At 50.7% G+C, this 26,909-nt stretch carries 3 protein-coding genes; 1 reads left to right on the top strand and 2 read right to left on the bottom strand.

Features of this window, described 5'->3' with window-relative positions:
* Positions 1–125 precede the first annotated feature (125 nt).
* The gene (locus HYN51_RS10580; RefSeq protein WP_192878396.1) at positions 126–23,111 is read left to right on the top strand and encodes an autotransporter-associated beta strand repeat-containing protein; all 22,986 of its coding nucleotides are present in this window, start codon (positions 126–128) and stop codon (positions 23,109–23,111) included.
* A 351-nt stretch (positions 23,112–23,462) separates the two neighbouring features.
* Here HYN51_RS10580 and HYN51_RS10575 read toward each other — a convergent pair whose 3' ends face one another.
* Both HYN51_RS10575 and HYN51_RS10570 read right to left on the bottom strand, forming a co-directional pair.
* A complete protein-coding gene (locus HYN51_RS10575; RefSeq protein WP_108899988.1) occupies positions 23,463–24,779 on the bottom strand; it encodes a J domain-containing protein in 1,317 nt (438 codons plus the stop codon).
* 3 nt (positions 24,780–24,782) lie between these two features.
* Positions 24,783–26,483, bottom strand: a complete 1,701-nt coding sequence (locus HYN51_RS10570) for a molecular chaperone HscC (protein ID WP_108899987.1) — start codon at positions 26,481–26,483, stop codon at positions 24,783–24,785.
* Between the last annotated feature and the right edge of the window lie 426 nt (positions 26,484–26,909).

Genomic DNA, 26,909 nt, shown 5'->3' with positions numbered 1-26,909 from the left:
GGTGAGAAAGGTTTTTTAACTATTTTACAATTGAGAAAAAGATGTAATTTTGTGTGTGAATATTTCATTTTTGAAGAAATGGACAATACTTATAGCTATAAGTCAGTTGAATGGAATATTGTAATATGGCACCGTTATTTATCAATAAAGAAACTGGTCATCCTGAGTATAAACTTTCTCCGTTAGTGGTTAGTTTATATCGCGCTTTTCCATTGCTGGTGATGGGACTTATCTCAAACGTTGCCGATGCTGCTTGTGGTGCCACGGGCGGTTCGGTAACGACACCGGAAACGGGCAACTGTACTATCAGTACCGCCGGAAGTACCTTAACGTTAGATAGCAGTTTTACGGGATTACTGACCTATACCGGCAACAATACGGCGTTAACCATTAACTCCGGTGGTAGCTATGTTTATTCTGGCGGTACCAATACCGGTATTCTAATTAGCGGTCCCACGAATACCAGTTGGATATTAACCAACCAAGGAAGTGTAACGGTTCCCAGTGGTTCAGGAGCGGCCGATCTGATAGGGCTAAGAACCAGCGGAAACTATACCATCATTAATAATGGGTCGCTGATCAATAGCTCGGCTACAGGTTCAGCAAATACGATTGAAAGTAGTGTTAATAACACTAACGTAATACTGAATAATGCGGGCACCATTAGTTCGGTTAATGGTGAGACGCTAAACTTAACGGGAACAAGCACTTATATTATTAATAATAGTGCCGACGCCACCATCTCTTCGGCTAGCGGTATGGCATTAAACATTGCCGGTAACAACACCACTATCGATAACTACGGCACTATCTCTACCGGTAATAATTATGCCATCTGGAACAATGCCGGCACCATTAATATCACGAATGAAGTGGGTGGAACCATTAGTTCAACCACCCGAACCATGCAATTGTATGGTACTGCCAATATTATTAATCGAGGGTTGATTTCAACGGCCGCTGGGGGTTCTGACTGGGCCATCAACTCGAATGCGGCGATTACCGTGCGTAATGCCGGTACCATCCAAAATACATCGGGCCAAGGGGCGATGTTTTGGTCTGGTACCGCAGATACCCTGATTCTGGAACCGGGCTCAATCATTACCGGTTTTGTTGATGCCGCCGGTGGGAACGATCTGTTGGCATTAGGCGGTGAGACCGGCTCCGACAGCTTTAATCTTTCTTTGATTGGTAACTCAACCCAATATCGTCGCTTTGTTCTGTTTGATAAACAAGAAAACAGCAGTTGGACCCTAACCAACACAGGTACGCAAAACTGGACGTTAAGCGGTGGCCTGCTGGCTATTGGCAGTGGTGCACAGCTTAACGGTAACATTAAGAACACCACCAATAATAATGTGTCGCTACAGCTCACCGGAACGCTGAATGCCAGTGGTAATGGCACCACGGCGATTCAGTTTGATGGAACAGGGCAGAACGCGTTGATTATCGATTCGAGCGCGGTACTGTCTGGCTCGAATACCAGCCTGGTAAAAAATAACGGCGGAACCTTAACGGTTACCGGACAAGGCAGCTATACCGGACTGGTTAATGTCTCCAATAGCAGCGGCATACTTCAGATTGGCGATAACGGTAGCGGCACCGGGGGGAGTATCAGCAATAACATCACTGATAGTGGCACAGTGGCGTTTAACCGCAGCGATAATTATGCCTATACCGGAATTATTAGTGGCACAGGAGCATTAGCTCAGTCAGGTTCAGGAACGACCACCCTAACAAACGTTCAGACCCTGACTGGCGATACGACCATTAACAATGGCACATTGCAGGCAGGCATCGCCAATATGATTGCCAACAGTAGCGGCTTGCTGATTAATAGCGGTACTTTTGATCTGAATGGCCTAAACCAGACGCTGAAGAATCTTAACGGCGGCACGGATGGTGCAATAACCATGGGTGCCAATAACAGCACCTCTCTAACGGTAAATAATACGGCTAGTGATGTCTACTCGGGAACTATCACTGGCACCGGCTCTTTACTGAAACAAAATATCGGATCGCTGACCCTGACAGGCAATGTCAATCTTACCGGGGATGTCAGCTCAAATATTCAAGTTACCGGTGGGTCATTATTAATTAATGGCGGAAATACGGTTGAAGATTCCAGCACTCAAATCACTAATAGCAGCGCGTTAACGGTTAGTGGCGCTGGTTCGACACTAAAATCTCGGGTGACGACGAGCGTTGGGGCTTCAGGGGCAGGGATACTGAATGTCAGTAATTCCGGGACAGTGTTAACCAATACCTTATCGGGTACCAGTTCGGGCCAGGTCAATCTCGATAGCGGAATATTAAAAGCGCTAGCCAGTAATAACGCCTTTATCAGCGGTTTTAGCACCACAGGGTTAGCCTTGTTGAACGGCGGGGGAACGGTTGACTCTAATGGTTTCGATATCGCTACCGGTAACGCGTTTAGCGGTGTAGGACGACTGACTAAAACCGGAGAGGGTACATTTACTCTGACGGGGGCCAATACGCATTCTGGTGGAACCAACGTCTCTGGCGGCGTATTGCGTTTAACCAACGCGGGTTCAATTGGCAGCTCTGCCGTGAGTATTGACTCAGCGGGAACGCTGTTTGTTGATTCTCCTTCATCGGGTAACTATCAGTTTAATAACAGTTTAACGGGTAACGGCATTCTGCTAGTTTCGCTGCTGGATAAAACCAATACATTCCAGTTTGGCAGTGGAACAGGAAATCTGTTTGCCGGTACAGCCCAACTTGGCAACAGTACATTTACCCTGTCAGGAGATAATACGGTTGCGCTGACTGACGCAACATTACAGCTCGATACCGGTAGTACAGTGATTGTTGATAGTGGCACCCAGACTATTGGCGGTGTGATATTTAACGGCGGCACATTACGTTTTGAAAACTTGCCTACCGGGGTAATTAATGCAGATACCCTGACATTGGGAAGTGGTACGGTGGCCGTCAGTCCTGACAATATCGTCAATAGTACCGCCAATATATTACAGCAGGATGAGGGGGCAGATTTCCGCCTGATTACAGCCGGTAGCGTCACCGGTGATGTGTCAGGATTGACGCTGACGGATTTGTCCAATAACCCTATTGCGGATACTGCCAATATACAGCAGGGCGGCGATACAGTAGCGATTGGTAGTTATGCGATATCGCTGGGTAACGATGCTTCAGGGCTATATACCCACTATGCTTTAACCGAACTGCAACTGTTAAGCGGTTTTACCACCACCTTATCCAATGATGCCACCACACCGAGCGGTGCGGATGAGCTGCATGCCCTGATTACCGGAGATGGCGATCTTGCTATTAATGCCAGTACCAGCATTACGTTAAATAATGGCGGCAACAGCTATACCGGAAATACCTACATTAACGGCGGTACGCTGATTCTGGGGGCTGATAACGTATTGGGCGCTGGGAAAAGTCTCTGGTATCGCGCCGATAACACGTCAGTTGATTTGAATGGTAAAACGCATATTGTCTCTTTGCTGACCAATAATGCTGCTATCAGCGGAGCAACGCTCAATATAAACGGCGGTAATCTGACGCTCAGAGGTAATACGGAATCCGTATTTGCCGTTGGCTTGATAGGCAGCAGTGGTTCAGTCACGATTGATAATGGTAATGGCACCGGACTGACCCTGACGGGCAATAATACTTATACCGGTGATATGACCATCAACAGTGGCTCGTCACTCACGATTGCCGAAACCGGAAATTATGCCGGTGATATCACTAATAACAGTAACCTGATTTTTACCAACAGTGCTGATTTAACTTACGGTGGCGTGATTAGCGGTAGCGGAACGCTGGAGAAGAATTCAGGTTCAACCATGTTGACTCTGACAGGTGATAATACCTTTGATGGTTCCACATTAATTAATCTTGGTACTTTGCAAGTCGGTTCTGGCGGCAGTAGCGGTAGCCTTACCGGCAATATTACTAACAATGATGCGTTGATCTTTAACCGTCTAGACGATACCACCTATTCAGGCGTGTTATCTGGTTCTGGTTCATTCACTAAACTGGGCGCGGGGTCGCTGACCTTAAGTGCTTCGGGTTCTGCTCAGGGAGATATTACAGTCAATGCCGGTACGCTAATTTTTTCACAAGCGGGTGACTTTGATGCTAACAACCTGACAACCTCATCGGGTACGGCAATCACCTTGAATGACAATTCAACGCTGAATATTAGCGGTGCCTTAACTCAAAGTTCAGGTTCTACACTTAACGCCACTCTGGGGGTAAATGAGCCGGTTATTACCGCGGATACGGCAGCACTTGATGGCACGTTAAATATTGCCGGTATTGATTCATCAATTACGCCATCCAGCGCCAGCGCACTGGCTAACACCACCACCACCATGATTCACACCACCGGGGGGATTACCGGTAATTTCAGCACCATTAACCTCAGCGGTGCCGCCAGTGAATATGATTATCTGACGATCGGCGGCTTTAGGAGTAGCGATGGGTATGATTATGATATCGGCTACGGCCTGACTTGGCTGGCCGGGCCCGCATTGGGTGATGGTACATTTACGTTAACCAACAGTGATGACACCTTTGACGTGGATGTGGTACTGGCCGACCAAACCGGGCCATTTACCAGCGGCTGGAACGGCAAGAACCTGACGAAAGAAGGTGATGGCACACTGTTGCTTTCTGCGGTGAATACTTATACCGGGGCAACACTGATCGATGGTGGCACATTGCAGATAGGGGTTGAGAATGCATTTGCCACCAGTTCCCGTATAGAAATCGGCAGCGGTGCCACCCTCGATTTACAACACTTTGATCAGCAAATTAATAATCTGCTTGGTCGTGGTCACCTCAATTTAGGGAGCGCGGTGCTGACGATCAACAGTGTGAATGATACCGGATTTATTGGCGATATCACCGGTACCGGAAGTTTGATTAAGGTGGGTACAAATAATTTGTCGTTATCCGGTATCAATAGTTACAGCGGTGGTACGGAGATTCAAAACGGCATCCTCACTCTGTACGATATGCATTCGGCAGGCAGCGGAGAGATATATAACCAAAGTGCGTTAACACTGACCGTTGATACAGACCAGACCTTAATAAATCAACTAAACGGACTGGGGTCGCTAGCAAAAGAGGGGGCCGGGGTCGTTACCTTGACCGGTGCGGGATCCAGTCAGGGATATATTAATCTGAATGAGGGGGGGTTGATATTCGATCAGGGCGATGTCTTCAATACTGGATACTTAAGTTTGAATTACAATACGTCAGTTGGCATTACGGCCAATACCTCCCTTAACTTATCAGATAGATTGGCACTCAATAATCTCACCATAATGAGTGTTGCATTAGGAAATGTTAATCCAATTGTCACTGCCAATACCGCAACCCTGGGTGGAATATTAAATATTACTGGTATCGATGATGGAATAACGGTAGCTAAAGCCAGTGATTTAGCGGCAACTCAAAAAACCATTATTCATACCCTCAGCAGCCTGACCGATGATTTTCTCAGTGTAAGTTTGGGGGGAGCCGCTAGCTCGGTCGATTATCTGACCATCAGTGCCGGGGTTAACGGCCTAGATTACAACGTTGGCTTTGGTTTGACCTGGTTGGCCGGGCCAGCACAGGGCAACGGTGTCTTTACTCTGTCAGACATTGCCGACAGCTTTGATGTTGATATGACGCTGGCGGATCAGACCGGGCCCTTTACCAGCACTTGGGATGGTAAAACCCTGACCAAACAGGGGCTCGGCCTGTTACAACTCTCTTCAGTCAATACGTATACCGGCAGTACCCTGATTAATGCAGGTACTCTGCAAACGGGTATTGCAAATGCTTTTGCTACCAGCAGTGATGTCAATATCGCGGGTAATGCAACGCTGGATATGAATGGTTTTGCTCAACAGGCAAACAACCTAGCTGGCAGTGGTCATATTACGCTGGGCTCGGGGGTATTAACGGTCAACAGCAGCATAGATACCCTGTTTAGTGGTGATATCAACGGCACGGGGAGTCTGATTAAATCCGGAGCCGGTCAATTAACATTAAGCGGCGTTAACCTCTATAGCGGCAATACCACTATCAGCGCGGGTACGCTGAAAGCTACTCAAAGTGGCGCATTGAGTTCGGGGAGTATTGCCAATAATGGGACGCTGGAATTGAATTTTTCCGCTGATAATTCCCTCGGCAATATTCTTAGCGGCGGCGGTAGTCTGGTCAAAACTGGCACCGGTAACGCCTCGCTGATTGGCGTTGGCTCCTCTCAAGGTGCAGTCAACGTCAATGAAGGCGCTTTAACGCTGGCTCAAGTTGGCGGTTTTTCTGCCACCAGTCTGACAACGGATACTGATGCGATAACCTATCTGGGACTCGATTCCTCGCTCAACCTTTCCGGCGCACTGACTCAACATAGCGGTGCAACACTGGATGTTACACTCGGTACTATCAATCCGCTGATTACCGCCGGTAGCGCGGTATTAGATGGGGTATTAAACGTTACCGGATTAGATACTACCGAGATTCCGGCTCAGGCCAGCGAACTGGAAACGGCGAGATGGAATATTATCCATACCACCAGTGGTATTACGGGTGATTTTAGCAGTGTAAATTTAGGCGGGGCCAGCAGTTCGGTGGACTATCTGACGCTGGCCGGACACATTGTTAACGGGACTGATTATAGCGTAGGCTTCGGTCTGACCTGGTTGGAGGGCGCGGCGCTGGGGAATGGTATCTTTACCCTAGCGGATAGTAATGACAATTTTAATGTTGACGTTGTCCTTGCCGATCAGACCGGGCCTTTCACGAGCGGCTGGGATGGCAAAACTCTGACTAAAGAGGGGCTGGGTACACTGCAACTCTCCTCGGTGAATACTTACACCGGCAGCACCTTCATTAATCAAGGTACTTTGCTGACCGGCGTCGCTAATGCTTTTGCCTCCAGCAGTGATGTCACTGTTGCCAGTGGCGCAACATTGAATCTAAACAGTCTGGCTCAACAGGCCAATAATTTAAGTGGAACCGGTCACATCCTTTTGGGAACGGCGGCATTAACCGCCAATAACAGCACCGCCACCACGTTTGGCGGCAATATTGACGGTAGCGGTAGCCTGATTAAATTAGGAACCGGCACACTAACCTTAAGTGGAACAAATAGTTACAGTAATGGCACGACGATCGGCGAAGGGACATTGAAGGCAACTCAGGGTGATGCACTGGGTACGAGTGATATAACCAATAATGCGACTCTTGAACTGGATTTTGCCAGTGACAGCATAGTAGATAATGTTCTGAGCGGTACTGGCAATCTGGTGAAATCCGGGGACGGTAAAGCAACGCTGACGGGGGTGAGTTCCTCACAGAATAACGTAGCGATTAACGCGGGAACGTTAACACTGTCTTTAGGTAGTGTGTTTTCTGCTGGCGACCTGAACACCGCGGATGGCGCAATAATCGATATTGCTGAAGGGACAACGGTAGACTTGAGCGGTGCGTTAACTCAAAGCAGCGGCGCAGCGCTAAATGTGGCATTGGGAAGCAGCGCCGATCCGATCATTAATGCCGATAGCGCAACACTGGACGGTATTCTAAATGTTACGGGTTTCACTGCCAGCGTACCTACCAGCGCCAGTGAACTGACCAATTCGCAATACACCATTCTTCATACCTCGGCAGGCATTACCGGGGATTTCAGCAGCGTTAACCTGAGCGGTGCCGCCAGTACCGTAGACTATCTGACGCTGGCGGGTAAAGTCGTTAACGGTACTGACTACGATATAGGCTTTGGTCTCACCTGGATGGCGGGAAATGCACTAGGTAATGGTACTTTTACGCTGACTAATCTAACCGACAGCTTTAATGTTGATGTGGTATTGGCCGATCAGACCGGCCTTTTTGCCAGTAACTGGGATGGAAAAAGTTTGACCAAAGAGGGGCTGGGGATCCTGCAACTCTCATCAGCAAATACCTATACTGGCAGCACGTTGATTAATGCAGGAACTTTACGGGCGGGCATTGCTAATGCCTTTGCGACCAGCGGTAATGTGAATATTGCCAGTAACGCAACGTTAGATCTCAACAGTCTGGCACAGCAGGCTAACGATTTGGGCGGAACCGGTCATATTACGTTGGGTAGTGGCATATTAACCACCAATAGCCTGAGCAATACCACTTTCAGCGGCGATATTAGCGGCACGGGCAGTTTAATCAAAACCGGTACGGGCATACTTACCCTGAGTGGATTAAGTCATTATAGCGGCGGCACGACTATCAATGCGGGCACATTGAAAGCGACCCAGGGTGGCGTTGTGGGTAGTGGTGATATCGTTAACAACAGCATTTTTGAGTTGGATTTTGTCGGCAACAGCACGCTCGACAATGTACTCATTGGCAGCGGTAATCTGATAAAAACCGGCGGTGGTAATGCGACATTAACCGGAGCTGGTTCTGCACAAGGGGCCATCAATGTTAACACCGGCACTTTGACGCTGGCTCAGGGGGATACGTTTATCGCCAGTAGCCTGAATACAGCAACCGGAGCAACCACAGCAATAACAAATGATACTCAACTTAATATCGGCGGTGCGTTAATTCAAAGCGACGGTGCGAACCTCAACGTGGTCTTAGGCACCTTGCAACCAATCATCACAGCCAATACCGCAGCGCTGGATGGTACACTGAGTATCAGTGGCTTTACGACAGGAGCGCCTGCCAGTGCTAGTGAACTGGCTAATACTCAGCGCACGGTCATTCACACCACGGGTGGAATTACCGGTGATTTTAGTAGCCTTGATTTAGGTGGTGCTGCCAGTAGCGTGGATTATCTGACGTTGACGGGCAAGGTATCAGGCTTGGATTACAACATTGGCTTTGGCCTGACTTGGGAAGCGGGTGAAGCGTTAGGTGACGGAACCTTTACGCTAGCCAATGCCGATGACCTGTTTAATGTGGACGTGGTACTGGCAGACCAAACCGGCACCTTTACCAGCGACTGGGACGGCAAGAGTTTGACCAAAGCAGGGCTAGGTACCTTACAACTCTCCTCCGTCAATACTTACACCGGCAGCACCCTGATTAATGCCGGAACGCTACAGGCGGGCATTGCCGATGCTTTTGCTACCAGCAGCGATGTAACGGTAGCCAGCGGTGCTACGCTGGATCTGAATGATTTTGACCAACAGGCGAATAACCTGACGGGCGCGGGCAGCATTCTGCTGGGCAGCGCCGAATTAACCGCCAACAACAGTGCCAATACGGCCTTTAGCGGCGTGATAGAGGGCACCGGCAGCCTGACTAAAACCGGTACCGGTACGCTAACGTTAAGCGGTATCAACACCTATCAGGGCGGTAGCAGCCTCAGCAGCGGGAACCTCATTGCCACTCAGGGCAGCGCGCTGGGAACCGGCACCGTTGATAACACCGCGCTGCTAGAACTGAACTTCGCCAGCGACAGCACATTAAGCAATGTGTTAAGCGGTACCGGCAGCTTGACTAAATCAGGTACCGGCACCGCCACGTTGAACGGCGTAGGTTCAACTCAAGGCATAATCCTTGTCGATCAGGGCACGTTAAATTTTACCCAGAGCGGCGCATTTAACGGCAACAGCCTAACCACGGCGGACGGGGCCAGCACATCGCTGGCGGCAGATGCTTCACTGAACCTGAGTGGCGCACTGACACAAAGCGCCAGCGCCATACTGAATGTTGCCATCGGTAACGTTCAACCGGCGATCACGGCGGAGAGCGCCGCGTTAAGCGGCACGTTGAATATCACTGGATTGACCACAGAAGCGCCAACCAATGCCAGCGATTTAACCAGCACCGAATTTACCGTGATCCACACCACTGGAACCGGAGGCATCACCGGTGACTTTAGTAGCCTTGATTTAGGCGGTGCCGCCAGCAGCGTAGATTACCTGATCTTAGCCGGTCGGGTGGTTAACAATATTGACTACAACATTGGCTTTGGCCTGACTTGGGAAGCGGGTGAAGCGTTAGGTGACGGAACCTTTACGCTAGCCAATGCCGATGACCTGTTTAATGTGGACGTGGTACTGGCAGACCAAACCGGCACCTTTACCAGCGACTGGGACGGCAAGAGTTTGACCAAAGCAGGGCTAGGTACCTTACAACTCTCCTCCGTCAATACTTACACCGGCAGCACCCTGATTAATGCCGGAACGCTACAGGCGGGCATTGCCGATGCTTTTGCTACCAGCAGCGATGTAACGGTAGCCAGCGGTGCTACGCTGGATCTGAATGATTTTGACCAACAGGCGAATAACCTGACGGGCGCGGGCAGCATTCTGCTGGGCAGCGCCGAATTAACCGCCAACAACAGTGCCAATACGGCCTTTAGCGGCGTGATAGAGGGCACCGGCAGCCTGACTAAAACCGGTACCGGTACGCTAACGTTAAGCGGTATCAACACCTATCAGGGCGGTAGCAGCCTCAGCAGCGGGAACCTCATTGCCACTCAGGGCAGCGCGCTGGGAACCGGCACCGTTGATAACACCGCGCTGCTAGAACTGAACTTCGCCAGCGACAGCACATTAAGCAATGTGTTAAGCGGTACCGGCAGCTTGACTAAATCAGGTACCGGCACCGCCACGTTGAACGGCGTAGGTTCAACTCAAGGCATAATCCTTGTCGATCAGGGCACGTTAAATTTTACCCAGAGCGGCGCATTTAACGGCAACAGCCTAACCACGGCGGACGGGGCCAGCACATCGCTGGCGGCAGATGCTTCACTGAACCTGAGTGGCGCACTGACACAAAGCGCCAGCGCCATACTGAATGTTGCCATCGGTAACGTTCAACCGGCGATCACGGCGGAGAGCGCCGCGTTAAGCGGCACGTTGAATATCACTGGATTGACCACAGAAGCGCCAACCAATGCCAGCGATTTAACCAGCACCGAATTTACCGTGATCCACACCACTGGAACCGGAGGCATCACCGGTGACTTTAGTAGCCTTGATTTAGGCGGTGCCGCCAGCAGCGTAGATTACCTGATCTTAGCCGGTCGGGTGGTTAACAATATTGACTACAACATTGGCTTTGGCCTGACTTGGGAAGCGGGTGAAGCGTTAGGTAACGGAACCTTTACGCTAGCTACCGATGACCTGTTTAATGTGGACGTGGTACTGGCAGACCAAACCGGCACCTTTACCAGCGGCTGGGACGGCAAGAGTTTGACCAAAGCAGGGCTAGGTACCTTACAACTCTCCTCCGTCAATACTTACACCGGTAGCACCCTGATTAATGCCGGAACGCTACAGGCGGGCATTGCCGATGCTTTTGCTACCAGCAGCGATGTAACGGTAGCCAGCGGTGCTACGCTGGATCTGAATGATTTTGACCAACAGGCGAATAACCTGACGGGCGCGGGCAGCATTCTGCTGGGCAGCGCCGAATTAACCGCCAACAACAGTGCCAATACGGCCTTTAGCGGCGTGATAGAGGGCACCGGTAGCCTGACTAAAACCGGTACCGGTACGCTAACGTTAAGCGGTATCAACACCTATCAGGGCGGTAGCAGCCTCAGCAGCGGGAAAGTCATTGCCACTCAGGGCAGCGCACTGGGAACCGGCACCGTTGATAACGCCGCGCTGCTAGAACTGAACTTCGCCAGCGACAGCACATTAAGCAATGTGTTAAGCGGTACCGGCAGCTTGACTAAATCAGGTACCGGCACCGCCACGTTGAACGGCGTAGGTTCAACTCAAGGCATCATCCATGTCGATCAGGGCACGCTGAATTTTGCCCAGAGCGGCGCATTTAACGGCAACAGCCTGACCACGGCGGACGGGGCCAGCACATCGCTGGCGGCAGATGCTTCACTGAACCTGAGCGGTGCACTCACACAGAACGCCAGCGCCATACTGAATGTTGCCATCGGTAACGTTCAACCGGCGATCACGGCGGATAGCGCCGCGTTAGGCGGCACGCTGAATATCACTGGATTGACCACAGAAGCGCCAACCAATGCCAGCGATTTAACCAGCACCGAGTTTACCGTGATCCACACTACTGGAACCGGAGGCATCACCGGTGACTTTACGACAGTCAATTTGGACGGTGCCGCCAGCAGCGTAGATTACCTGATACTGGCCGGACGGGTAGTCAATAACGCAGACTACAACGTGGGCTTTGGCCTGACTTGGGAAGCCGGTTCTCCACTGGGCAACGGAACCTTTACGCTAGCCAATGCCGATGACCTATTTAATGTGGACGTGGTACTGGCAGATCAAACCGGCACCTTTACCAGCGACTGGGACGGCAAGAGTTTGACCAAAGCAGGGCTAGGTACCTTACAACTCTCCTCCGTCAATACTTACACCGGCAGCAGCCTGATTAATGCCGGAACGCTACAGGCGGGCATTGCCGATGCCTTCGCTACCAGTAGTGACGTGACGGTAGCCAGCGGCGCTACGCTGGATCTGAATGATTTTGACCAACAGGCGAATAACCTGACGGGCGCGGGCAGCATTCTGCTGGGCAGCGCCGAATTAACCGCCAACAACAGTGCCAATACTGCCTTTAGCGGCGTGATAGAGGGCACCGGCAGCCTGACTAAAACCGGTACCGGTACGCTAACGTTAAGCGGAATCAACACCTATCAGGGAGGCAGCAGCCTCAGCAGCGGGAACCTCATTGCCACTCAGGGCAGCGCGCTGGGAACCGGCACCGTTGATAACACCGCGCTGCTGGAACTGAACTTCGCCAGCGACAGCACGTTAAGCAATGTGTTAAGCGGTACGGGCGGCCTGACTAAATCAGGTGCCGGCACCGCCACGTTGAACGGCGTAGGCTCAACTCAAGGCATCATCCATGTCGATCAGGGCACGTTAAATTTTGCCCAGAGCGGCGTATTTAACGGCAACAGCCTAACCACGGCGGACGGGGCCAGCACATCGCTGGTGGCAGATGCTTCACTGAACCTGAGTGGCGCACTGACACAAAGCGCCAGCGCCATACTGAATGTTGCCATCGGTAACGTTCAACCGGCGATCACGGCGGAGAGCGCCGCGTTAAGCGGCACGTTGAATATCACTGGATTGACCACAGAAGCGCCAACCAGCGCCAGTGCCCTCACCAATACCGAATTTACCGTGATACATACCACCGGCGCAGGCGGTATCAGCGGCGACTTTACGACAGTCAATTTGGACGGTGCCGCCAGCAGCGTAGATTACCTGATACTGGACGGACGGGTAGTCAACAACGCGGACTACAACGTGGGCTTTGGCCTGACTTGGGAAGCCGGTTCTTCACTGGGTAACGGAACCTTTACGCTAGCCAATGCCGATGACCTGTTTAATGTGGACGTGGTACTGGCAGATCAAACCGGCACCTTTACCAGCGGCTGGGACGGCAAGAGTTTGACCAAAGCAGGGCTAGGTACCTTACAACTCTCCTCCGTCAATACTTACACCGGCAGCACCCTGATTAATGCCGGAACGCTACAAGCGGGCATTGCCGATGCTTTTGCTACCAGCAGCGACGTGACGGTAGCCAGCGGCGCTACGCTGGATCTGAATAATTTTGACCAACAGGCGAATAACCTGACGGGCGCGGGCAGCATTCTGCTGGGCAGCGCCGAATTAACCGCTAACAGCAGTGCCAATACGGCCTTTAGCGGCGTGATAGAGGGCACCGGCAGCCTGACTAAAACCGGTACCGGTACGCTAACGTTAAGCGGAATCAACACCTATCAGGGAGGCAGCAGCCTCAGCAGCGGGAAACTCATAGCCACTCAGGGCAGCGCGTTGGGAACCGGCACCGTTGATAACGCCGCGCTGCTAGAACTGAACTTCGCCAGCGACAGCACATTAAGCAATGTGTTAAGCGGTACCGGCAGCCTGACCAAATCAGGTACCGGCACCGCCACGTTGAACGGCGTAGGCTCAACTCAAGGCATCATCCATGTCGATCAGGGCACGCTGAATTTTACCCAGAGCGGCGTATTTAACGGCAACAGCCTGACCACGGCGGACGGGGCCAGCACATCGCTGGCGGCAGATGCTTCACTGAACCTGAGCGGCGCACTCACACAGAACGCCAGCGCCATACTGAATGTTGCGGTTGGTAGTGTACAGCCAGTGATTACGGCGGATAGCGCAACGTTAGGCGGCACGCTGAATATCACTGGATTGACCACAGAAGCGCCAACCAATGCCAGCGATTTAACCAGCACCGAGTTTACCGTGATCCACACCACTGGAACCGGAGGCATCACCGGTGACTTTAGTAGCCTTGATTTAGGCGGTGCCGCCAGCAGCGTGGATTACCTGATCTTAGCCGGTCGGGTGGTTAACAATATTGATTACAACATTGGCTTTGGCCTGACTTGGGAAGCGGGTGAAGCGTTAGGTCACGGAACCTTTACGCTAGCCAATGCCGATGATCTATTTAATGTGGACGTGGTACTGGCAGACCAAACCGGCACCTTTACCAGCGGTTGGGACGGCAAGAGCTTGACCAAAGCAGGATTGGGAACGTTACAACTCTCCTCCGTCAATACTTACACCGGCAGCACCCTGATTAATGCCGGAACGCTACAAGCGGGTATTGCCGATGCTTTTGCTACCAGCAGCGACGTGACGGTAGCCAGCGGTGCTACGCTGGATCTGAATGATTTCGACCAACAGGCCAATAACCTGACGGGCGCGGGCAGCATCCTGCTGGGCAGCGCCGAATTAACCGCCAACAACAGTGCCAATACGGCCTTTAGCGGCGTGATAGAGGGCACCGGCAGCCTGACTAAAACCGGTACCGGTACGCTAACGTTAAGCGGTATCAACACCTATCAGGGAGGCAGCAGCCTCAGCAGCGGGAACCTCATTGCCACTCAGGGCAGCGCGCTGGGAACCGGCACCGTTGATAACGCCGCGCTGTTAGAACTGAACTTCGCCAGCGACAGCACATTAAGCAATGTGTTAAGCGGCACCGGCAGCCTGACTAAATCAGGTGTCGGCACCGCCACGTTGAACGGCGTAGGCTCAACTCAAGGCATCATCAATGTCGATCAGGGCACGTTAAATTTTGCCCAGAGCGGCGTATTTAACGGCAACAGCCTGACCACGGCGGACGGGGCCAGCACATCGCTGGCGGCAGATGCTTCACTGAACCTGAATGGCGCACTGACACAAAGCGCCAGCGCCATACTGAATGTTGCCATCGGTAACGTTCAACCGGCGATCACGGCGGAGAGCGCCGCGTTAGGCGGCACGCTGAATATCACTGGATTGACCACAGAAGCGCCAACCAATGCCAGCGATTTAACCAGCACCGAGTTTACCGTGATCCACACTACTGGAACCGGAGGCATCACCGGTGACTTTACGACAGTCAATTTGGACGGTGCCGCCAGCAGCGTAGATTACCTGATCTTAGCCGGTCGGGTGGTCAACAATATTGACTACAACGTGGGCTTTGGCCTGACTTGGCAAGCGGGTGAAGCGTTAGGTAACGGAACCTTTACGCTAGCTACCGATGACCTGTTTAATGTGGACGTGGTACTGGCAGACCAAACCGGCACCTTTACCAGCGACTGGGACGGTAAGAGCTTGACCAAAGCAGGGCTAGGTACCTTACAACTCTCCTCCGTCAATACTTACACCGGCAGCACCCTGATTAATGCCGGAACGCTACAAGCGGGCATTGCCGATGCCTTCGCTACCAGTAGTGACGTGACGGTAGCCAGCGGTGCTACGCTGGATCTGAATGATTTCGACCAACAGGCGAATAACCTGACGGGCGCGGGCAGTATTCTGCTGGGCAGCGCCGAATTAACCGCCAACAACAGTGCTAACACGGCCTTTAGCGGCGTGATAGAGGGCACCGGCAGTTTGACTAAAACCGGTACCGGTACGCTAACGTTAAGCGGAATCAACACCTATCAGGGAGGCAGCAGCCTCAGCAGCGGGAAACTCATAGCCACTCAGGGCAGCGCGTTGGGAACCGGCACCGTTGATAACGCCGCGCTGCTAGAACTGAACTTCGCCAGCGACAGCACATTAAGCAATGTGTTAAGCGGTACCGGCAGCCTGACCAAATCAGGTACCGGCACCGCCACGTTGAACGGCGTAGGCTCAACTCAAGGCATCATCCATGTCGATCAGGGCACGCTGAATTTTACCCAGAGCGGCGCATTTAACGGCAACAGCCTGACCACGGCGGACGGGGCCAGCACATCGCTGGCGGCAGATGCTTCACTGAACCTGAGCGGCGCACTCACACAGAACGCCAGCGCCATACTGAATGTTGCCATCGGTAATGTTCAACCGGTGATTACGGCGGATAGCGCTGCGTTAGGCGGCACGCTGAATATCACCGGATTGACCACAGAAGCACCAACCAATGCCAGCGATTTAACCAGCACCGAGTTTACCGTGATCCACACCACTGGAACCGGAGGCATCACCGGTGACTTTACGACAGTCAATTTGGACGGTGCCGCCAGCAGCGTAGATTACCTGATACTGGCCGGACGGGTAGTCAATAACGCAGACTACAACGTGGGCTTTGGCCTGACTTGGGAAGCCGGTTCTCCACTGGGCAACGGAACCTTTACGCTAGCCAATGCCGGTGACCTGTTTAATGTGGACGTGGTACTGGCAGACCAAACCGGCACCTTTACCAGCGGCTGGGACGGCAAGAGCCTGACCAAAGCAGGGCTAGGTACCTTACAACTCTCCTCCGTCAATACTTACACCGGCAGCACCCTGATTAATGCCGGAACGCTACAGGCGGGCATTGCCGATGCTTTTGCTACCAGCAGCGATGTGAGTATTGCCGATAGCGGTACGCTGGATTTAAATGGTTTCGCGCAACAGGCCAATAACCTGAGTGGAACCGGTCATATCAGCTTAGGCAGCGCTGCACTGACTACCAACAATACCGCGAATACTACCTTCAGCGGAGATATTAACGGCACCGGCAGTTTGATAAAAACCGGCGCAGGCGTGCTGACCCTGAGCGGGGTGAGTACCTATAGCGGTGGTAGCACCATTAGCGCAGGAACATTGAAAGCGACACAGGGTGGTTCGCTGGGTGTGGGGAATGTGACCAACAATAGCGTATTGCAGTTAGATTTTGTCAATAACAGTACGCTGGCTAACCGCTTAACAGGCAGTGGTGAACTGGTAAAAGCCGGTAGCGGTAATGCTACTTTGAGCGGTTTAGGTTCCTCTCAGGGTATAGTCAATGTAGACGGTGGAACCTTAACGCTAGCACAGGGTGATACTTTCGTCGCCAGCAGCCTGAATACGGCAAGTGGAGCAACCACGGCGATAGCTAACGATACCCGACTGAATATTAGCGGGGCGTTAACCCAAAACGATGGTGCAACCCTCAATGTTGCATTAGGCACGACGCCGCCAACTATTACGGCAAGTACCGCGGTACTTGATGGTACGCTAAATATCAGTGGCTTTACTGAGAGCGCTCCAACCAATGCCAGTGAGCTAATCAATACGCAGTTTACGATTATCCATACTACCGGCGGCATTACGGGTGATTTCAGTAACGTTAATCTGGGAGGTGCTACCAACAGTGCGGATTATCTGCAGTTGGCAAGCCACGTGGTCAATGGTCTGGATTACAACGTTGGCTTTGGCTTGACGTGGGAGGCTGGCGATACATTGGGCAACGGTACCTTTACCCTGACGAATATTTCAGACAGCTTTAATGTGGACGTGGTACTGGCGGACCAAACCGGCACCTTTACCAGCGGTTGGGACGGCAAGAGTTTGACCAAAGCAGGGCTAGGTACCTTACAACTCTCCTCCGTCAATACTTACACCGGCAGCACCCTGATTAATGCCGGAACGCTACAAGCGGGCATTGCCGATGCTTTTGCTACCAGCAGCGACGTGACGGTAGCCAGCGGCGCTACGCTGGATCTGAATGATTTCGACCAACAGGCCAATAACCTGACGGGCGCGGGCAGCATTCTGCTGGGCAGCGCCGAATTAACCGCCAACAGCAGTGCCAATACGGCCTTTAGCGGCGTGATAGAGGGCACCGGCAGCCTGACTAAAACCGGTACCGGTACGCTAACGTTAAGCGGTATCAACACCTATCAGGGAGGCAGCAGCCTCAGCAGCGGGAACCTCATTGCCACTCAGGGCAGCGCGCTGGGAACCGGCACCGTTGATAACGCCGCGCTGCTAGAACTGAACTTCGCCAGCGACAGCACATTAAGCAATGTGTTAAGCGGCACCGGCAGCCTGACCAAATCAGGCGCCGGCACCGCCACGTTGAACGGCGTAGGCTCAACTCAAGGCATCATCCATGTCGATCAGGGCACGTTAAATTTTGCCCAGAGCGGCGCATTTAACGGCAACAGCCTAACCACGGCGGACGGGGCCAGCACATCGCTGGCGGCAGATGCTTCACTGAACCTGAGCGGCGCACTCACACAGAACGCCAGCGCCATACTGAATGTTGCCATCGGTAATGTTCAACCGGTGATTACGGCGGATAGCGCCGCGTTAGGCGGCACGCTGAATATCACCGGATTTACCACCGGTGCGCCAACCAGCGCCAGTGCCCTCACCAATACCGAATTTACCGTGATACATACCACCGGCGCAGGCGGTATCAGCGGTGACTTTACGACAGTCAATTTGGACGGTGCCGCCAGCAGCGTAGATTACCTGATACTGGCCGGACGGGTAGTCAACAACGCAGACTACAACGTGGGCTTTGGCCTGACTTGGGAAGCCGGTTCTTCACTGGGTAACGGAACCTTTACGCTAGCCAATACCGATGACCTGTTTAATGTGGACGTGGTACTGGCAGACCAAACCGGCACCTTTACCAGCGGCTGGGACGGCAAGAGTTTGACCAAAGCAGGATTGGGAACGTTACAATTCTCCTCCGTCAATACTTACACCGGCAGCACCTTGATTAATGCCGGAACGCTACAAGCGGGCATTGCCGATGCTTTTGCTACCAGCAGCGATGTGAGTATTGCCGATAGCGGTACGCTGGATTTAAATGGTTTCGCGCAACAGGCCAATAACCTGAGTGGAACCGGTCATATCAGCTTAGGCAGCGCTGCACTGACTACCAACAATACCGCGAATACTACCTTCAGCGGAGATATCAACGGCACCGGCAGTTTGATAAAAACCGGCGCAGGTGTGCTGACTCTGAGTGGGGTGAGTACCTATAGCGGTGGCAGCACCATTAGCGCAGGAACATTAGACATCACACAAGCCGGCGCGCTGGGTACGGGAAATGTGACCAACAATAGCGTCTTGCAGTTAGATTTCGCCAATGACAGTACGCTGACAAATGTACTCAGCGGTAGCGGCAATTTAGTTAAATCTGGCGCAGGAAATGCCATTCTAAACGCAGTGGGTTCTTCTCAAGGCACAGTGAATATCAATGCGGGTACCTTAACACTGGCACAGGGTGGTGCCTTTAATGCCAGCAGCCTGACAACTGCCGGTGGTAGTGCCATCGAGTTGGCAACAGACGCCACGCTTAATCTGAGCGGAGTATTGACACAACAAAGTGATGCGATGCTGGGTGTGAGATTGGGCTCTGTCGAACCCCTGATTACGGCATCAGCGGCAGCATTGGGTGGCACGTTGAAAGTCGTGGGTATCGATACCAGCGCGATTCCTGATAAGGCCTCTGAAATACCGAGTGGCCTGTTTACCATTATTCATACCACCGGCGGTATTACCGGCGATTTTGACAGCGTCGACCTGAATGGCGCAAGCAGTTCAGCCGACTATTTAATTGTTAATGCAGCGAAAAGTCTCAATAACAATGACTATAACGTTGGTTTTGGTTTGACGTGGTTGGCCGGCGCTGATATGGGGAATGGCACCTTCACGCTGGTCAATCAGGATGACACCTTTAATGTCGATATTGCATTGGCGAATGGCGCTGCATCAGCAACCGGCTGGGATGGTAAGAGCCTGACGAAAGAGGGGGCAGGAACCTTGATTCTCTCTGCTGCAAACCTCTATACCGGTAATACCGTGGTTAACAATGGCCTGTTGCGTACCGATATTGCTGATGCTTTTGCTAATAGTGCCAATGTCGTCATCGGCAATAATGGTACGCTCAATCTGAATAGTTTCGATCAACAGATTAATAACCTGACGGGCAACGGTAATATCGTCTTGGGGAATGCGGTTCTAACCGCGAACAGCAATGCTTCCAGCACGTTTGATGGCGCGATAAGCGGTCATGGTAGTTTAATTAAAGCCGGCAGCGAAGCCCTAACCTTGAGTGGAATGAATTTCTACTCAGGTGGAACAACCATTACTCAGGGACGGTTAATTGGCACACAGGGCAATGCTCTGGGCGTTAACGGAATAGTTAACAATGCTGAACTCGAGCTGGCGTTCGCTCAAAACGGGATATTGAATAATCAATTAACCGGAAGCGGTAACTTAATCAAGAGCGGCAGTGGTATTGCCATACTGGCCCATAATAATTCCAGTCAGGGTAACGTTTCGGTTAATCAGGGCGTGTTGCATCTGACTCAGGAAGGGGTATTTAGCGCGGCTAACTATGATTCGGCGGTTGGTGCGACGACCTCACTGGCAACCAATGCTACTCTGGACGTCAGCAATCAGTTTAACATCAACGGTGTACTGGATGTTGTTGCCAGAGGCAATCCACCGCTTATTACTGCTGATAGCGCCAATATTGGCAGTGTCGCAGTGATTAACGTAGCGGGTTACAGCGCCCCCGAAACCACCACTGCCAGCCAGTTAGCCAATAGCCTGTTTACCATTATTCAGACATCGGCTCCGGGAAATCTGACCGGGCACTTCGCCAGCGGAACCGCAGGCGGAGCTGTGAGTCCGGTTGATTACCTGTCAATAACATCGATTAATGATGGCAATAAGTTTGATGTTGGCTTGGCATTAAGCTGGTATGCAGCACATACCGGCCTACCGGCAAAAGCGATAGGAGACTTTACCCTCACCGGCCAAAATGAGTACTTTGATTTAGATGCCTTGCTAATGGATGAAGTGGCGAATCCAGCCAGTGGATGGGATGGCAAATCCCTGACTAAAGCGGGAGCCGGAACCTTAGAATTATCGAAAGCTAACCTTTACACCGGAGCAACGTTAATCAATGGCGGTACGCTGTTGGCGGGACATAGTGACATTATTGCCCAGAGTTCCCAGCTCATTATTGGCGAGGGAGCCTCTTTTGATCTGAATAGCTTTGACCAACATGTGAATAACCTGACCGGTTCAGGCCATGTGGTATTGGGTGATGCACAGTTAATTGCCAATAACAGCGTGGATAGCACATTTAGCGGTGCCATTGACGGCTTTGGTAGCCTGAGCAAAACGGGCAGCGGCACCCTGACTCTGACCAATGACAATACGTTTACCGGTAGCACCACCATTAATGAAGGGACATTGCAGCTTGGCAATGGGGGAACAACCGGTCGAGTGGCGGGTGCCCTTGTCACTAATGCTCAACTAACGTTTAACCATAGCGATAATTACGCCTATGGTGGCGTCATCAGCGGTAACGGAATGCTGACACAGCAAGGCACGGGGCAACTGAGCTTTAACCAAAACCAAACCTATAGCGGTGCAACCAATGTCAATGCGGGCAGTCTGGTATTGATGAATGAGGCTTTACTGGCTACCTCGTCAGTTTCTGTTGCCGAAGGGGCGATTTTAGGCGGTTACGGTGGCGTTGCGGGTGATGTAATTAACCACGGCCTATTAGCCGTAGCGGATGCATTACCCGGCATGAGCGATAGCCCGACCGGTGTCTTCACCGTAGGTGGGCAGTTGGTTAACAGCGGTGAATTACGTATGGCCAGTCTGTTACCAGCCAGCCAACTGGTGGTGAAAGGTAATTATGTGGGCAATAACGGTCTGCTGACGCTCAGTACCGTACTGGGTGATGACAACTCCGCGACCGATAAGCTGGTAGTTCAAGGCGATACATCCGGTTCCACCCGAGTGGTCGTGAATAATTCTGGAGGAAATGGTGCCGCTACGGTTAATGGCATTGAAATTATCCACGTAGGTGGTCAATCGAACGGGCAGTTTGCTCTGGCTAATCGGGTGGTTGCCGGTGCTTATGAATATAGCCTGAATCAGGGGTTACCAACTCAAGCTGACGGCAACTGGTATTTGCGTTCCGTGAGTGATGAAGGGGACGATACGCCACAGTGGCGGCCAGAGAGCGGTGCTTATTTGGGTAACCAGTCCATGGCGGCACTGATGCAGATTCATACGCTGTTTGACCGTCAGGGTGCTCAATATACCCAGAACGACGGCAGTTCATGGGGGCGGATTATCGGCGGCCATACGGAAAGTAAAGCCGCCAGCGGCCATGTGGATATGAACGGCGACTATAGTTTGGTGCAGTTTGGTACTGATATCGCCGCTTACCAGCGAGATAATCAGCGTCTGCAGATAGGGTTGATGGGCAGTTGGGGTAATGCAGACACGGATGCTACCGGAAATAGTGATTTGAACGGCATCCACCATTCTGCTACTGGGTCAGTTAATGGCTTCAACCTAGGAGCTTATGCCACCTGGTTTGCCGATGTACAACGGCAGAGCGGAGCCTATGTCGATAGCTGGACGCAGTACGGCTGGTACGATAATGAAGTGAAGGGCGAAGGCCAGCGCTCTGACAGTTATGATTCTCATTTGTGGAGTTCATCGCTGGAGATAGGCTATAGCCTGATGCTGAATCCGCAAAATGAAAAGCACTTACTGCGTCTGACGCCACAAGCGCAGGTTATCTATAGCCGATATACCGCTGATACTTTCACTGATTCCAGTAATACGGCGGTAAGCGGTCAGAATAATGAGACTTACAGTACTCGTTTAGGTTTACGTTTGTCCGATGATATTTTGGATGATGCCTATGCGGTACAGCCATACGCTGAACTCAACTGGTGGCATCATAACCAGAACTCGGCGGTTACTCTCGACAGTATGCATATTGAGGAAAACATACCGAAAGATCGCGGTGAACTGAAATTGGGCCTTCAAGGGAACTTTAGTCAACGCTGGCAGGGCTGGATAAACGTTAGCGCCACCGACGACTTTGACCATTATCAGAAACTGGAAGGTGCGGTTGGTGTGCGGTATGTCTGGTAATCACCGATAATCTCATCGACTCAATAAAAAGCCATTTTGCCAGAGTGCGAAATGGCTTTTTTGTTTCTGATGATTTAGTACAGCGCTGATTCAACTGAGTTGAATCAGCGCTGTATCTTCTCAAAGTTTGGTTTCTGCCGGGATCTCTCCGCTGTGATAAGGTAGCTCAGGGGCTTATTGCTGCGTTAGCCCCCACAAGCGTCAGTTTACGTTATCGCGCATAGAATTTTTGTTTGTCAGGACCCGATAGTGTCCACTTCCCTTAAAATGAGACAATTATAAAGATCTGTCCCTGAATTGAGCCGTGTCTGATAAAAACTTTGTCTGGCGATAGATGGCAATATTCTGGGGTCATTTCATGAAGTAAATCATCTGAATAAGGATGCCATATATCATCGGCAGAAACAGCAGTCCCAACAAGTTAATCACAGGTGGTAATTTACGAATAAATAGCGCAGGAAACTCTATGATAGTGACCACAATGCCAATGGGTAAAGTGCGCCATTGTTTACGGCGGCTCCATAAAAACCAGCCTATTGGTATCATTAAAAATAACAAGAAGAATATACGGTCATTCCCTATTAAGAAACCGGCTCCTCGCCATGTGTTATATAAAGCTAGGAAAATAATAGCTATAGAAACTAGCCAGACTATTGATTGTAATACCTTATGAGATTTGCTTTCAGGAGGGCATTTGCGATCAAGAGCTGGATATACCCAGAGATAACTGCTAACAACTACCAGCATTATCACTGATTGTATCGCCATTTTAGGGGATTCATGTCCCGGTAACCATGCAGTGTAACCCCAGAACGATACAGCAATCAGCATTGTCCAACTCAGTCCAAATGTAGATCGGGAGAACATTTCTAGCAGCTTAGGGTTAAGACGAGCAATAAGTTCTGGAAATTGTTTTCGAAGTTCGGTTACCTGCCTGTTAAGTCCAGGAACAAAATCAGGGATAAACCGTGTCCACCAAGGAAGTGCGACTCCTTTTTCCGTGAGCAATCGCCATTTCAATTGTTCTAAATAGCTACTATTACTATTGTAATGGCGAGCCAGATATTGCCAGTGATTTTCCTGATCCGTGATAGCAATTTGTTCTTCTAAAGCATTTAGCAACCAAGGAGGAAGTTGTGAAGAACGATAGTTGTCCACACCCCAGTTCATCACAGCAGAGACTTCACGTACGACACTACGATCTAACCAAGGTTGATTTCCTAAGGCTTCCGCTAACTCCATACTAAAGATACCCCGAGCCTCTAAGGCGTCAGGCATTTCATGATCGAGATAGTGGTGTAAATGCCTAAGCCCGGCTAGCTCATTTTTGACCAGTGACTTAGCTATTTCGGTTGCCTGTACCTTCAACTCTTTGCGTTGCCATTTTGCTTCAGAATCTGAGGAGGGTTCCTCCATCAGATTATTGACATAGTCCATTATTGACGTTGCAGGTTGTACATCAAATGAAACATCCGTAGCCGGAATGGTTTTTTGTATCACGATTCCCTTGGCATAATGTTTTGCATGATCAAATGCTTCGCGTAGCTGTTGAAAACCTTGTGGATCTTTATCTGGTCGTCGCAGCTTTAATTCTCGGGCGTAAGCGCGACGAATTTCATTTTCATCAGTAGTAGGCTTAATACCGAGTACATCCCATATCGTCGCCATTAATTACATTCCATCGTTAAACTGATCCAGTACTTGGCGGAGCTCATTTCGCGCTATCGTAATAATCCGCAGATCTTGACGATCCAAAGCCTGTTCTAATTGGTTAATATAGTGATCTATAACTTGGCGGCGTTCGCCTAACGTTTGTTCGTAACGTTTTGCTGCTTCGGCAAGCAATTGTCGGTTAGCGGGTACGTCCCGTGGATGTTGCTTCAAACCATCAAGTTGTTTCAAACGTTCAGCTATTTCTTCTTGGCTTAATGTTCCTGGTGTTTTTTCCACTATCATGGTTGATGTTGTCGATTCCCCTGTGATGTTGCATTCTACTTCGAGGATACCGTCCAGCGTGTAGGTAAAACGGACATCCACGCCAGCCTCACCGGCTTTGCGTGATGGTACGGCTATCGTCATACTGTCAAGCAATAGGTTGTCGCTTACGCGACGAGCTTCACCTTGATAAGCTACGATATCGATTTGACGCTGGTAGTCATGGAGTGTACTAAACGTTTTCATCACACTCACTGGTACGAATGCGTTACGTTCAATTAGTGGCGTGAAATAGCCATCTTCTATTTTACCATTGTTACGACGAGCTGTTTCGATACCAAGGGAATAAGGCATTACGTCAGTTAACACGATATCGTCTAGAGCCTTCGCTTCAGCAATCAGTCCGGCCTGTATACCAGCCCCCAATGCGACAACTTCATCAGGATTAAGCTCATTGCGAGGAAATCGACCAAACATGCGTGTGACTAATTGGCGTACAATGGGCATTCGTGTTGCACCACCTACCAAGATCACATGATCCAGTTTATTGACCTCGAATTGTGCATCTTGAAGTGCCTGAACCACCGGTTTCTTTAAATTGGAAAGCAGCCCACTGCAACATTCACTGAAAGTCTCGCTGGTAAGTTCCCAGTGGTACTCTAGTCCATCATGGGTAAGTTGTACGCGACTAATATCCTCTGTACTTAACTGATATTTCAACTTCTCGGCAAAAAATGTCAATTCAGCAGCCAGTTCAGGATTGTCACTTGAAAGAGCCGGGTAGTAGGTAATCATCCATCGGCGAATAGTATCAGTAAAGTCATCCCCTCCCAGCCATGCATCACCACTACTGGCGCGTACTTCAATAACCCCTTCGAACATATCAACAATAGATACATCGAAGGTTCCTCCCCCCAAATCAAAGACAAGGAATTTTTGCTCGGAATTATCTGCGAGACCATAGGCTAACGCGGCTGCTGTTGGTTCATTCAGTAGCCTTTCGACTTCTAAGCCAGCCAGTTGCCCGGCAATTTTCACCGCCTTACGTTGTGAGTCATTAAAATAAGCGGGTACAGTAATCACAGCTCGTGTTACTGAACAGCCCAAGGTTACTTCAGCATCAGCTTTTAGTTTACGTAGCACCAATGCTGATAATTCTTCAGCACGAAACTTACGGTCACCAAGAGTAAACGTTTTTTCGGTCCCCATATAACGCTTGAAACTTGCAACTGAAAGATTCGGATGACTCACCAATCGAGCCTTTGCCGATGCACCAACTAATAAGTTTCCATCATCGTCAATACCAATCACTGATGGTGTTAATCGTTCTTCTTTTGCTCCGGTTATCAGTTTAGCCTCTCCATCAGCAAACCACGCCACAGCGCTGTTAGACGTTCCCAAATCGATCCCAATAATGGGGGAAAAGTTTTCTGTCATAGGAATATATTCCTGATACCTATTAGGGTTGTTAATTTTTGAAATTATTTTATTGAGCAACATAGTGGTTAAATGTAATCAGGTTTATTACAACCCCAAAAGCAAATAACTATGCCGAGAACAAGGCTAACCGATGCATCGCACAGTGGTGTAGGCTATATGACCAGATGTTACAAGGTCGGTGAGTATACAATATATTGGGAGTGTTAGAAATTCTGTGTTATTCCAGTAAAATACCGACGAAAAGGAATGATACATGTCTTAGTTTTTCGATTTTGATAAAGCTCTGAAAGCACTTCAGGAGGGGCTGGCCCTGACAGGTCCAGATAGCATCTTAAATGGGTGAAAAAGCACCAGACCACCTCCCTATTATTGGGACAGCTTGATGTATTCGTAGAAACATCATCAAAAGATGAAAACCCACAA

The sequence above is a fragment of the Limnobaculum parvum genome, assembly GCF_003096015.2.
In the GTDB taxonomy this organism is placed as follows: domain Bacteria; phylum Pseudomonadota; class Gammaproteobacteria; order Enterobacterales; family Enterobacteriaceae; genus Limnobaculum; species Limnobaculum parvum.
The sequence above is the reverse complement of the archived record's forward strand: the minus strand, read 5'-3'. Positions and strand labels throughout refer to the sequence as shown.

Coding starts and splice junctions, on each gene's coding strand:
- HYN51_RS10580 (WP_192878396.1), top strand. CDS start 126: ATGGCACCGTTATTTATCAATAAAGAAACTGGTCATCCTGAGTATAAA.
- HYN51_RS10575 (WP_108899988.1), bottom strand. CDS start 24,779: ATGGCGACGATATGGGATGTACTCGGTATTAAGCCTACTACTGATGAA.
- HYN51_RS10570 (WP_108899987.1), bottom strand. CDS start 26,483: ATGACAGAAAACTTTTCCCCCATTATTGGGATCGATTTGGGAACGTCT.